Annotated in this window: 10 protein-coding genes; 2 read left to right on the forward strand and 8 right to left on the reverse strand. The window is 61.7% G+C overall.

What is annotated here, in order from left to right:
* Window positions 1-62 precede the first annotated feature (62 nt).
* The 8 genes from ACO06O_RS21345 to ACO06O_RS21380 all read right to left on the reverse strand — a co-directional run bounded on the left by ACO06O_RS21345 (window position 63) and on the right by ACO06O_RS21380 (window position 10,220).
* Entirely contained in the window at window positions 63-437 is a 375-nt protein-coding gene (locus tag ACO06O_RS21345; RefSeq protein WP_421884647.1) for a hypothetical protein, read from the reverse strand.
* An 18-nt stretch (window positions 438-455) separates the two neighbouring features.
* A complete protein-coding gene (locus tag ACO06O_RS21350) occupies window positions 456-2,921 on the reverse strand; it encodes a hypothetical protein (protein ID WP_421884650.1) in 2,466 nt (821 codons plus the stop codon).
* 198 nt (window positions 2,922-3,119) lie between these two features.
* Window positions 3,120-6,053, reverse strand: a complete 2,934-nt coding sequence (locus ACO06O_RS21355; RefSeq protein ID WP_421884653.1) for a phage head spike fiber domain-containing protein — start codon at window positions 6,051-6,053, stop codon at window positions 3,120-3,122.
* 49 nt (window positions 6,054-6,102) lie between these two features.
* Complete coding sequence (locus ACO06O_RS21360) at window positions 6,103-6,540, reverse strand: hypothetical protein (protein WP_421884656.1); 438 nt, start codon at window positions 6,538-6,540, stop codon at window positions 6,103-6,105.
* 18 nt (window positions 6,541-6,558) lie between these two features.
* Window positions 6,559-8,469 (reverse strand): hypothetical protein, encoded by a 1,911-nt coding sequence (locus ACO06O_RS21365; RefSeq protein ID WP_421884659.1) that lies wholly within the window; start codon window positions 8,467-8,469, stop codon window positions 6,559-6,561.
* Window positions 8,469-9,038, reverse strand: coding sequence for a hypothetical protein (locus tag ACO06O_RS21370; RefSeq protein ID WP_421884662.1), 570 nt, complete (start codon window positions 9,036-9,038; stop codon window positions 8,469-8,471). The genes ACO06O_RS21365 and ACO06O_RS21370 overlap by 1 nt, the downstream gene beginning before the upstream one ends.
* Window positions 9,039-9,107: 69 nt before the next feature.
* Complete coding sequence (locus ACO06O_RS21375; protein WP_421884665.1) at window positions 9,108-9,377, reverse strand: hypothetical protein; 270 nt, start codon at window positions 9,375-9,377, stop codon at window positions 9,108-9,110.
* 18 nt (window positions 9,378-9,395) lie between these two features.
* Complete coding sequence (locus ACO06O_RS21380) at window positions 9,396-10,220, reverse strand: phage capsid protein (RefSeq protein WP_421884667.1); 825 nt, start codon at window positions 10,218-10,220, stop codon at window positions 9,396-9,398.
* 439 nt (window positions 10,221-10,659) lie between these two features.
* Here ACO06O_RS21380 and ACO06O_RS21385 point away from each other — a divergent pair, with 439 nt between their 5' ends.
* Both ACO06O_RS21385 and ACO06O_RS21390 read left to right on the forward strand, forming a co-directional pair.
* Window positions 10,660-11,013, forward strand: coding sequence for a DUF952 domain-containing protein (locus ACO06O_RS21385; RefSeq protein WP_421884670.1), 354 nt, complete (start codon window positions 10,660-10,662; stop codon window positions 11,011-11,013).
* On the forward strand, window positions 11,000-12,058 hold the full coding sequence (locus ACO06O_RS21390; RefSeq protein ID WP_421884674.1) for a quinone-dependent dihydroorotate dehydrogenase: 1,059 nt from the start codon (window positions 11,000-11,002) through the stop codon (window positions 12,056-12,058). The genes ACO06O_RS21385 and ACO06O_RS21390 overlap by 14 nt, the downstream gene beginning before the upstream one ends.
* Window positions 12,059-12,310: the final 252 nt, after the last annotated feature.

Genomic DNA, 12,310 nt, shown 5'->3' on the forward strand with positions numbered 1-12,310 from the left:
ACCGGAAACAAAAATCCCCGCCATCGGCGGGGCGCTTCCAAAGATGGGGTGGGGTTTGGGATCTAAAGATCGACCTGTTCCGGTGAGGGCCAGTGCCGATCGCTGGCGACATCGTCCGGGCGGGTTTCCTGCAACGCCGCCGAACTGGCGAGGCAGGCGGCGCGGTATCGGCGCTGGGCCTCATGAATGCGGCGGGCCGCGTCGACGGAATGCAGGATTAGGTCGATGCCGCTTGCGGTGCGGAAACGGGCGCCGTCCGGTCCGATCAGACCGTCCCGGAAGGATTGCAGCAACTCTCCGACCCGCTGTGTCGAGGCGTCGTCGGCGCGAAAGGCCACGCCGTTTACCAGGATACCTCGGGCGATGCGCCGTTCCGCTTCCATTCGGATGCGCCGAACCGCGCTCATCGGCCCGCTAGATTCAATGATCTGTGGCATAATTGATCCCTTTTTGTTCTATTGATAAAATGGCGTGTCCGCAGCGAAGAGCCAACGGTGAAGGACAGGGTCGGATTGATTGAAGGTTTGCAGGCGCACGCGCAGGCGGGTGCCTCCCGCAGCTTCGGTCAAGTCTAACTCGCCTTCGCAAATCCAGCGATCGATGCCGGTCTGATACCTTTTGCTGACCGGAACCGGTAGCCAGTCGCCGCTGTCGTCTCGCCGGATGGAGAAGGCAAAATCCTGATTCTCCGTCAGACCGCTCAGGTTTCCAATTTCCGCCAGCAGCCGCACTTTCCCGGGCACCGCTTCGCATAGAACGGGCCGGGAGATCAGCGACATCGGTTGCGGCGTGTCGAAACTCGTGCGGACCGACCAGTCGCTGAGCGCGCTTGTCCAATAGGGGTAGCCATCATGCTGATGGAAGTACTGCAGGCCGTCATTCGATCCTGCCCAGATGCCGTTTTCCACTGCGAGGGCCGGGTTTGCCGTGAAACTGCCGGTCCAGGCGATGTCGCCGTCGATCAGGAATTCCAGATTTTGGGTAGAGGCGGCAAATCCGGCGGGCTTGGTCAGGCGCCAGGTCAAATCGTACCAGGTGTCATCTGCCAAGGCGATATGCGGACACGGGTTGACCAGACTACCGCCGGGATGGACGAGTGATTGAACGCTGCCCGCCAGCAAGTAGGCTCCCAGGCGCATATGGTGGGCTGGTGCGTCATGGTCGTCGACCCAGCCGGTTTGGATATTGGTGCCGTATCCCGCCCCACCAAACGTCATGTGCGAACTGGCGACCGATACGCAGACTTCGATTTGCGTGGCATTTATGAGCTTCTGGTTCTGTTCCTTGCTCCAATCGAGGTGAAGCATCGTCGGGGACCCGGCGCCGCCGGTTTCCAGGAGCCAGGACGACCGGCCGATATGTGCCCGCTGGCTGACGACGGGGTTGCGATAGCCATACCAATGCGGGGTTTGAGTCCATTCGACATTGGGATTCAATGTCGCCAGGGTTGTCCGAACAGGTCGGCATGTGCGCGATTCCGCATCCAGGTCGACATGGTCCGACACGACATTGTCTGCATCGCCATCATGCCAACCTGCCCGGAATCCCGTTGGCACCGACCCGGCAAAGCTTTGCTGCCCGGCATTGAGCAGAACCTCGAACGGCTCCGCGCCCCAAAGCCCGCAGGCCAATGCCACGGCGGCGCCTGGCGGAAACCGGACGGTTGGTCGTTCCCCGGTATCCGGGTCGCCATCGCCGTGCCACCAGGTCGACAGGTCGGGGGCCACGAATCCGATCCAGACCTCTCCCCGGTCGATGTCCACCGCAAGGGTGCCGACCGCGCCATCGCCGACATGGTTGGCGGGCCAGGCTTCCGTGAAACTTTGGCCGCGTGGTAACCCGGAATACCCGTCGAAGACGTCCCCGTCATTGGCACATAGAATATAGCCCAACGGCGGTGGATTGCCGCTCACAGCCGTTGTCCCGACCAGACGGAGGCCGTGCCAGGTATGGGCGGAGGCGACCGGTTTGGTTTTGGTGTGAATGAACTCGACGTAGATGCGCCCATTGGATCGAGAGCTCCGGGCCGCAATGTACTGAAAACTGCTGGTCGAACCGGATTGCACGGCCAGTCTGCCAGCCTTGCGGACAAAGACCGTCCCACAATCCTGATCGTCCCAAATCGCGATGTTTCCGTTCTCTCCAGAGGCAATACCCTGGGGCGTCGCGAAATCGTCCAAGTAGAGATTGGCGACGGCTCCGGGCGCGGAAAGTTGAACCGTCGAAAGATCCCAAGCGTTTCTTTCCGCCAGATTCGCAAGGTGGACTAGCGATGCGTTGGCATGCCGGTTGAGGTTCTCCACGTCATCTCCGTCGGTCCCGATTGACCGACCGGCGATCCGTTCCGCGCCGATTACCGCGAAATTCGCAAGCTGCAATGGGCCAGTCGCTGAGGATTCTCCATTAAGCGGCAGATAGTCCGAAAGGGCGGAATAGGACGGTCGCCAGGAATCACCCGCCCAAGCAAAGAGGGTCCCTGTTCCGACATCCCTTACAAGATCACCCACGCGCAATGCCAAGTCGCCGGGCCTTGTGAGCGGCAGGCCGCTTTCGGGGGAGCTATCCAGCAGCCAAGGCCTTTCGAGAGCCGGCATGGCTGGGGGCGGTGCGCCCTCCGCCACCAGGTGTCCATCCAGATCAAAACCCAATACTTTACCGGCCCGGGACATGACATGTGGCAGTGGGCTTTGCGCCATCGAGACATCCGTCTTGGTGAATCGAAGTGCTGTACCGGCCCGGTTTCGGATGGCGGTTACAGACTCGATTAGACGCAGAATCTGGGCATTGATCGCCGCATTCTGGACCGATTGCCCGGGCAAAAAGCTTGCTGCAGACGTGTCTTCGGGCGAGACCCAGATCGTAATGACGTCGCCCGACTTCGGAATTTCGGAAAGGGTTACGGTGATGCCACCGTCAGGCATATCCATCAGGACGTACTGCCGACCTGACAAAATACGATCATTGACAGAGACATGCGGCCGGCAGTTCGGTCCTAGCGGAAGATCAGCCCGAAACTCCCGGTTGGTTGAACCGCTTGGCTGAATGAATTGGGTTCGGTACCAACTCGCGTCCCGGCTTTCGGGTTCCATAATTGGCGTCCTTCCGTACTAGTGGGAGTTTCAGTCGTTCAACAAAAGGGGACAGTCTGCCTGTAGCGCCCAACGCTTAAGCCGGACGCTTTCCACGCGATCCAGATTGAATCTGATCCTCAGATCGTCGCCTTGAGGAACGCCGGTCAATTCAGCGAAATAATGTGCAATCAGATGGTCGGATGATTGAAGTGGAGGACGGACCAGTTTCGCATCTTCCCACGAATTGCCGCCATCCGAACTAATCGAGATTTCAACATCCCGCCCTAGGACCGGGCGAGGTCCCGGCACCATATTCGACGTTTCAAAGTAAGGGCCGACAGTCTCGGCAGCCTCCAATTGAGCTCCGGAAACAGTGAGGCCCGAGGTAAGTACTCCAGGATAGTGTGTCTGATTGAAATCATTCAAACAGTAAACGCTGAACTGTCCTTGGTTGGAGTTGGTGTCCAGCAAGCCCGTCAGAACGCATCGATACCAGCCGCTACCGGCCGGGATGATCGTTGCCGTGAAAGGCGAGGCTGTACCGATCGAAACCGGATTGCCGACTGTTCCAGACTCCAAGTCGTAAATGGCATATCCATAACGACTGGTGGATTGATTGCCCCAAAGCAAGCGAAGCCTTGTTCGTTCGGCTGCTTTGGCAAAGAGCGATGCGGTATAGGTCTGTCCCGGCCGGATCGGCACGATCCGGATCAGGGCGTGGACACCGGGCGTTTCGGTTTCCGTCAGTCGAAAGCCCTGGTGGGGACCGGATTGATCAGAGAGAACCTCCAGGGTCGCGCCGGCCTGGATCCAAGGGGCCGCCAGAAAGTCGTTTGACAGAGGCAGAGCGTTCTCGCCGCGATACAGACCTTCCGTTTCAACCAGAATATGGAGGTCATTGACGATACCGTCCGTCAGGATCGGTGCGGAAATCAACGCCATGGGTTCGTCCCGCCATTCCGTCCAGGACAGGCTCTCGAAATCGTAGGCTTCGGCACCGGATCCCAGCACAGCGTAGTAGGCGGTTGCCGGATCAAGGGTGGTTTCGATGACACCGGTGTCATTGAGCAAAATGCTCAAAACGCCTGCTCGCCGACGAACGGTCAGGCGATCTCCAGACAAGAGTCCGACACTTGCCGAACCGTCCGGGCCAGCGACATTGTTCTGGACTTTCAGAATCTGAAGAAAATCCTGTTCGAGCGACAAGCCGATGCCATTGTCGATTCCGATACCCGCGGTGGAAGCGGGATCGATCGGAAGTCCACCCAGGACCAGGGAGGGGTCGAAACTGGCGATCTCGCCCTGCGCGAACAGGCCGAACCGCCAGAGACGATTGGAGGACACCGTTCCCAAGGTGAGTTCCACATCGAAATTCCCGATCAGGGGTAGTTTCGTTCGAATTGCACCGGCATTCGGTGAGACGCTGATGACATCTCCGGAATGGGCGAACCCGGTTCGAGTCGACCAATGCTCCGTAGAAGACAAGACGGAATGCGGGCCATCGCCATTGGCAAGGCCGCCATTCACTTGATCGAGACGAATCCCGGATGACGAAAGCGGAAGGTCCAGCCCCTCAAACAAGGTGAGGTTCATGACCTGTAGCTCCTGGGCCTCCTCCGTTTCTTCGATCAAAAAGCGATGAAACCGGCAAGCACTTGTCGTGTCGGCAATCTCAACCTCAACGAACGCGCCGCCTGGATCTGCGAAACTGGGATCGGACCACAGGGTTGTTTCCTCCCCCGCCCAGGCACCGGTATTGGAGGCCTGGAAAGAAAGGGCACAGGTGGTGGCTTGCGCCGCGAAGCCCAGCGCGCCGGGTTCGCCCCATGCCCGGATTTTTGTGATCGTCCGTGCGTTGCCGGCACCCCAATCCTTGCCGATATAGAAGAAGGTGGGGCCTCCGGTGGCCTGGGCGCCCGTATCATGGGCGCGCCCGTCGAACGCGTAATCCGGCCCCCAGAGACCGTTCACGGCATTTATAGATCCGTCGGTGCCGCTGATGACGGTGCCCTCGTTCGAGCCGATGGCCATCATGCCGGTTTCGACGCCGCTCAAATCCTGGAACGTGTCCAGATAGGTGTTCGCCAGCGCATGTACCGTAAGGCCGCGCAATTGGGCGATCTCCCAGGCATTGCGCATGGCGATATAGCGGGTCGTGAACTCCCAATCCGTGATAATCTCTTTCAGCGCATCGAGCACCGCCCCGTCCGCGGCGACATCCCGTCCGTCAATCAATCCGGGATTGACGATATCGTGCCCGCCCATATCGAGATCGCCGCTCATGGCCAGGCTTCCGTCATGCCGGAATAGGGTCGCGTCAGGTGCAGCGGCCGTCGTCCATCCCCCGGCCCGCCAGATATTCATCTCGTCGGCGTCGATATCGAAATAGAGGTCGCCCACCTGCAGGGACGTCCCGTTGAGCCGGTTGGTCGGCGCGGCAATCGTGGAATACGCGCCCAGATAGACCAGACCCAAGTTCCGCATGTCGCCGATAAAGCGGGCGGTCACGGCTTCCGGCCGACCATCGGCATCGAAACTCAGATAGCGACCGGCGCGTTCGGCGACCGTTGGAAGGGTCAGGTCGCGTTCCAGATCGGTGATCGAGGCGCGTACCGCATTGGCGGTTTCATCTGCAACCTGCTGGACCATCATCGTCAGCCGCCCGAAAGCACCATTCAAAGCTGCGGCGCGAATCTCGGTGCCGGTCGCAAACGCTTCGTCCATGGTGAAGGGCATGGCCCGCCAAAGGGTAATTCGGGACCCCACTTCAGGGGGCTCGGTCAGCGAAACCTCACCGCCGCCGGGATTGCCGATGCCACTGACAAAATAGGTTTCCGGGTCGAGGATCGCATCGTTGACCGCGACCGTAAGGTCGGAGTCCGCGAGAATCTGAAACGGATAGTCGAAAATCCGCATGCCGCCCGGCTCGGCCTGAATGTATTGAATACGGGACGGCGTTCCGCCGGAGAGGGGGTCATTCATGGTCTTGGTCCATTCACAATAGGGGGATGGCGGCCAGGCCGTAGTTGTCTCAGTCGCCGCTCATTGAGACGATCTGCTGGCCGATGCCGACCAATTGCTGGCCCGACGACAGCATCGACTGGATGCCGCCATACTTATCGTCCAACAAGCTGCCGGCGCCGGCTTGCCCGGAATCGTAGAGCGCCCGGCCTTCGGAAAGTTGTCGGTCGAAGGCGCCGTTAAGGCCGCGCAGAACGGCCTCACCGGACCCGCCCGTTGTGCCGACGCCTGAGGCAGACAATCTGGCGCGGGCGGCACCGATCTCCTGCTTTCGTTTTCGTTCGAGATTCCGCTCGTCGATGCGTTGCTGCAGGGCGGCCTGCTGTTGCTGCTGTTCGATGCGGGCGGCCTGCGCCTTTCGGCTGGCGCTGGCCTGTTTCGCGCTGACGACGGTCTGCGCGGCGGACATCACAAGGGATGCGATCGCCAAGGCGGGGGCTGCGGCCATGATGGGCTCCTTCCAAGCTCAGCCGTTTGTCGAAATTTCGGTCAGGACCGAAAGCAGGGTGCAGGGCAACGGATCCGCCTGTTCGATCCGCCAAAGCGGCTTGGGGTCACCGTGCCGCCAGCCCAAAGCCCGAACGGTGCGGTCCCCGGTCACACGGCGGATCGGCTGATCGAAACGGGATTCGCCAAAGTATTCGAAGGACAGTGAGCGCAATCCGCTGCCGGTATCGACCGACAAGGCGGCGGTATCGAGCATGCGGAACGTTGCCCGCACCAACCGGAAGGCGGTGCCCTGGCTGATGCCCGATGCGCCTTGCAGGAATGGCGGCAGGGGCTCGATATGGTGGCTGTAGGGCAGGCCTGATTCGATCCGGAAAGCCGGATCGGATAGGGTGACGGCACCGTTCGAAACCGCCTGACGGCCGCGAACGACCCCGTCGGCGATGATGTCGACCTCCCAATTCTCAAGCCATGGCAGGGCGTTCCAGATCCGTCGCCCGTCATCGCCTTCCGCGACCGTCCCGCTATAGGCGCAGTCGGTCAGCAGTTCCGCGTCGAACCGCTCTATGGAATGGCGGCCGTGCCGGTCGATCAGGGTATAGACGTCTTCTCCGACCACGGCGATCGACAGGAAGGCGCCGTCCGTGGTCGTCAGGGACCAGGCCGTCACTTTTTCCGGCCGGAAGACGGTGACAAGCGCCAGACTGCCGTCACCGTTGACCAGATACATGATGCGTTCGCTTTTGTGGAAATCCTGGTCGACGGGATCGCGCAGCATCTCTCCGGACAAGACGGCCAGGTCATTCGATTGATAGGCCTGCTCCACGTCGGTGAACAGAAACTCGCGCAACTCCTTCCCGCTGCGGGATACGAACAAGGTCGCACCGTCCACGTCGCGCGGCAGGATCGATCGATCCACCGGCGACCCGACACGGGTCTGACGCTTCAGCTGGATCGCGGACGGTGTCAGCGGATCGCCGGTGACCATCCATTCCGCGCCGGAGGTGAAGACTTGCAGATGGCGGCCGGAAAAGACGGCGCGGATCGCGTTGACCTGATCCGACAGGATGGCGAATTCGATCGCCTCGTCGTCTTCCGCCTCCCCCAGGTCGAAATTGAACAGATCGGCGGATTTCGACAGCCAGAGCCGGTTGGTCAGATCGCGGCTGCCGCCGATCACCAGGCGGTCCTGATGGAAGCAGCAGCAGACCGGATATCCCCGAACCGGAGAGAAAGCGGCCTCCTCCCAATCCTTCTGCGCCCCGGTCCCGATCAACGTTTCCTGGACGGTCGCTACCGCCGTCCGCGGGCCGCCGACCGAATTGATCTCGACTTCCTTGTCGGACAAGCGGAACCGCGTTCCGACATGACCGATCTCGAAGATGTCCTGCGACGCGGTCAGCGTGACCTGGCCCGTCGTGGCGCTGGGCTGGATCGTGATCTCCTCGTCGGCGAACCGATAGAAGGGTTGAAAGATCCGTCCGTCCTTTTCGTGGAACTTCCAATCGCTCAGCGTCCAGTCCAGCGCGGCTTTGCGGGTCAGACGCTTCGGCGGCACATCCGGATGAACCAGCAGCAACGTGTCCGCGCTTTGCGTCCAGGTCAGATGCGCCAACTGGCCCTCGGACCAGGGCGTCGCCAGATCCGCGATCTTCGCGTCACCGGAAAACACCGATACCTGGAAATCGGTAAAGACCAGCAGATAGACCTGTTCCGTATTGAATTCGAAGGATACGAGCCGACCGGGCCCCGGCGCGGCGGATACGAAACGCAGGCCGGACCGCCGCGTGACCCCGCCGGTCGGGAAAATGCGTACATTGCGCAGTTTCGCAGCCCCGTTCTGATAGGCGGTCAGGTCGCCGCGCCCCAGAAGATGGGGCGAAATTTCTCCGGCGGTGAAGTTGGTCTTGATCGTCTTGACGCGCGCCATCAGCCCCGGACCTCCACCAACGTGAAGTCGTCGAACCGGGCGGGCGTGTCCTGTTGTGCGTCGATCAAACGCGCGGTGCGGACCCGTTCCTCCGCCAACCGGTGCAGCGCCTCGGCCCGCGAGGTACTCTCCGTCAGCGGCAGGCAATACTCCGCTGCCAGTCGCGCGATCAGGGCCTCATCGAAGAAGGCCGGGAAGGCGTTTTCCACCGGCCGGTAGATATAGGTCAGCGTGATTGCGGGTACGTCGGCATGCAGTCGGTTCTCCGCGATCCGGTATTCGATGCCGCGCCCCCGCCCGCCCCCGCCGGCCGACAGCGCGCGCAGGAAATCGACGGGAAGCTGAAAGGCGCAGCCGTAATCCGCGACCGGCCCGATTTCGAGGCGCGGCAGGTCACGTTGCGCCGTCGCGAAGTTCCAGGGATGCGCGGATAACAGCGCATCGCGCGTCGTGGCATAGAGCGCCGCCGCGACGGTACTTTCCGCCGAACCATCATCGAAACTGGAAATCGGCATCGCGCCGATCTTGATCAACGCCTGGCTGGCCAACTGAATACTGTTCAAAGCCATCGCGGCCTCCCGAAAAAGAACGGGCCGCCGGAAACCGGCGGCCCAGTTGGAGGGAATGAAAGAAGCCGATCAGTCCGTATCGGCACCGCCGACGGCGGTCATGTTGTCGACATCGACGGTGCCGCCATCATTTGCCGAGATATGCAGAATGCCGGAGGACAGGCCGCTGTCGGTATCGGTATTGGCCAGGATCATGTCGCCGACCCGAAGCATGGTCGCCGCGTCGTTGAAGTAACCCGACGTATCGACCTCGGCGGCCAGATCCGGGGTGGTGTAATGCCAAAGCGTGAAACCGTTCGCATAGGCGATCACGCTCAGGTCCTGGGATTTGAAAGCCATGATGCGGCGTCCTTTCGATTACGATTCAAGGCAGGGCAGGCGGACGATCCCGGTCGGGTCGATAACGCCGGCGCCTTGGCTCATCATGTGATTGACGAAATGGGCGGCGCGGTCGCCGTGCCAGGTGATGTCGGCCTTCACGTCCTGGCCGATGGCATGACCAACCGCCGTCTTGTGATACCAGTAGCCGTTGCGCACCCCGCCGGAGAGGGCGAGGCCGGAATGCGGCATCCACAGCGTGCCGAGCCATCGTTTGGCCTGCGTCCCGCGCCAGGGCAGGTCGTCACTGCCGACATAGTCGGCATTGGCGAACTCCTCGATATCCAGCAGGTCGCTCCATTGCTTCCAACCGATGACGGCGTAACGCTGACCGTCGTCCGGCACGTCCAGCGCGCCCAGCATTTCAAAGGCTTCCAACACTTTCGACTTGGTCAGGCCGGTCGTGCCGTCTTCGGAGTCTTGCGACGAAGGCGTGGTTTCCATCGCCGCGATCAGCAGCTCGTCGGTCTTGCGGCCCAGCGCATAGGCGCCGGCATTGGCGACAACGGACCGTTCGTCGTGGCGCAGCTTGATCTCGTCCAGCGCGTCGACCCAATCGCCCGCGTAATAATCCTGAAGCGCGATTTCGACCGGCACATGATCGATATTCATCACCGGCACCTTGCCGTGCCGTGCCTTGGTGGAGGCCGTGCCCTTGCCGACCTTTTGGAAGGTGGTCGAACTGCCCTTGATTCCGTCCTTGGTGCGCACGGTGTTGCGAAGCTTCGATCCCATGCGCTGATAGGCGAGATGGACCTCGGCCTCGAACTGCCGGGAAAAGGACTGTTCCACAGTCGTGGACATGTCTGGTTTCCTTTCAGAGTTTTCCGGAAATGCGGTTCCTTACGGGTCCGGTTGTCGCTGCCGAGACAGGTTGGCCGGGGAGCCTGGACCTTGGACTTTGGGGCATGGCGGCCGGGAAGACCGGCCGTCCCGCCCGGCGGACGCGGCAGTGCCGAACGTGCGCAGGCAGATGGGGGAGGTCGCCGCACGCGGCGCCGGAGCGCGCGATTGCGGGACGGGACGGTTATCGGCCGGGGGTGATCAGGGCCGGTCCGCCGAAGAATTGTCCGGCAGGGCCGGGTTCCGGGACGCGGACACACGTGTGCCCTGTTCTTGGTCTTCAGTTTAGAAATTAATGAGAACAAGTCAAGAACTAAATCGAGAACAGAACATCCCAAATCACCGTTCCGTCGTCCTGCACCGGCTTGCGGGCGAAGGGCCGTCGCCATACTGTGCCGGAATGATCTATCACCTCGCAAAACAGCAGGCGTGGCAGGCGGCGCAGCAAACCGGACGCTATACCGGGTCGGAAGCGGACCGTGCCGACGGCTTTCTGCATTTTTCCACCGCTGAACAGATCGCGGAAAGCGCCCGCAAACATCGCGCGGGTGAAGCGGATCTGGTGCTGCTGGGCGTCGAAGAGGCTTCGCTGGGGCAAACGCTGGTTTGGGAAAAGTCGCGCGGCGGCGCGCTGTTTCCTCATGTCTATGGCGATGTCCCCTTGGACGCCATCAGACTGGCGGCGCCCCTGCCGTTAGGGGCCGACGGCGCCCATGTATTTCCGGAGTTGCCGGGCGATCATGAGCCTTCATGACCTGATGATGCCTTTGGTGCGCTGCCTCGATCCGGAGCAGGCGCACCGATTGACGATTGCCGCGATGCGCCGGGGATTGGGTCCGCGAATGGGCCGGTCGACCGACGATCGCCTCACGGTCCAGGCCTTCGGCCTGACCTTCCCCAGTCCCATCGGGCTGGCGGCCGGTTTCGACAAGGATGCTGAGGTCGTGCGTGGCGCCTTCGCCATGGGGTTCGGCTTCGTCGAAGTCGGCTCCATCACACCGCTGGCGCAGCAGGGCAATCCGAAACCCCGGCTTTTCCGCCTGGCGCAGGATGGCGCGGTGATCAACCGCATGGGGTTCAACAACAAGGGTGCGGCCGCCGCCGCCGCGCGGCTTCATGAACTGCGTCGCAAGCCTTTGCCGGGTCCGTTGGGCGTGAACTTCGGCAAGAACAAGACCAGCGAGGATGCCGCCGCCGATTACGCCGCCTGCAGTGCCGCCCTGTCGAAATACGCCGATTACATCACGATCAACGTATCCTCCCCGAACACGCCGGGACTGCGGGCCCTGCAGTCGCCGGACCAGTTGCGGGAACTGGTGGCGGCGGTGCGCCGGTCCGCGGACCCTTCGGACAGCCTGCCGCCGATTCTGGTGAAAATCGCGCCCGATCTGGAAGAGGCGGATTTGGAAAGCATTGCCGAGGTCGCGGCCGAACCCGATGTCGGCGGCTTGATCGTTTCGAACACCACCATCGCCCGGCCTGAGACGCTGAAATCGCCCCAGGCCTCGGAAACCGGAGGGTTGAGCGGACGGCCGCTGTTCGAGCCTTCGACCGACATGCTGCGCCGGATCTATCGGCTGACAGGCGGTAAGGTCCCGTTGATCGGCGTCGGGGGCGTCTCGTCGGCGGCGGATGCCTACCGCAAGATTCGGTCGGGCGCGACGCTGGTACAGCTTTATTCCGCGCTGATCTATGAAGGGCCGGGATTGGTCGCGCGAATCACCCGTGATCTGCCGGCGCTTCTGGCCCGCGACGGTTTCGCCCGCGTCGCCGATGCCGTGGGTGCCGATTGCCGGTGATTTCCCAGATTTATTAAAGACTTATGCCGGACGCCTCGAAGTCGTTGCGGAACCGGACCGAAGGACGTGTTTTGACCTGGGAATTTTGCTACCCTCCCGAACTGCAATAAAGGTTTCATCTTTTCGGCGGCGCCCTGCGCCAGCGCCGCCTTCCGGGACAGCCGAATGAGCCGCGTTTGGCATATGCTGATCTTCTTCTGCTACGTGACGCTGGCCTCGGCGATCGGGGTCCTGGCGCATCGCGTGATTCCC

This window comes from Pacificispira sp., assembly GCF_965228185.1.
Taxonomy (GTDB): Bacteria; Pseudomonadota; Alphaproteobacteria; order UBA8366; family Aestuariispiraceae; genus Pacificispira.

Bases quoted from the DNA above. Each gene is read 5' to 3' on its own strand.
- ACO06O_RS21350 (WP_421884650.1), bottom strand. From the start codon at position 2,921: ATGCCTGACGGTGGCATCACCGTAACCCTTTCCGAAATTCCGAAGTCG.
- ACO06O_RS21390 (WP_421884674.1), top strand. From the start codon at position 11,000: ATGAGCCTTCATGACCTGATGATGCCTTTGGTGCGCTGCCTCGATCCG.
- ACO06O_RS21355 (WP_421884653.1), bottom strand. From the start codon at position 6,053: ATGAATGACCCCCTCTCCGGCGGAACGCCGTCCCGTATTCAATACATT.
- ACO06O_RS21375 (WP_421884665.1), bottom strand. From the start codon at position 9,377: ATGGCTTTCAAATCCCAGGACCTGAGCGTGATCGCCTATGCGAACGGT.
- ACO06O_RS21380 (WP_421884667.1), bottom strand. From the start codon at position 10,220: ATGTCCACGACTGTGGAACAGTCCTTTTCCCGGCAGTTCGAGGCCGAG.
- ACO06O_RS21360 (WP_421884656.1), bottom strand. From the start codon at position 6,540: ATGGCCGCAGCCCCCGCCTTGGCGATCGCATCCCTTGTGATGTCCGCC.
- ACO06O_RS21385 (WP_421884670.1), top strand. From the start codon at position 10,660: ATGATCTATCACCTCGCAAAACAGCAGGCGTGGCAGGCGGCGCAGCAA.
- ACO06O_RS21370 (WP_421884662.1), bottom strand. From the start codon at position 9,038: ATGGCTTTGAACAGTATTCAGTTGGCCAGCCAGGCGTTGATCAAGATC.
- ACO06O_RS21345 (WP_421884647.1), bottom strand. From the start codon at position 437: ATGCCACAGATCATTGAATCTAGCGGGCCGATGAGCGCGGTTCGGCGC.
- ACO06O_RS21365 (WP_421884659.1), bottom strand. From the start codon at position 8,469: ATGGCGCGCGTCAAGACGATCAAGACCAACTTCACCGCCGGAGAAATT.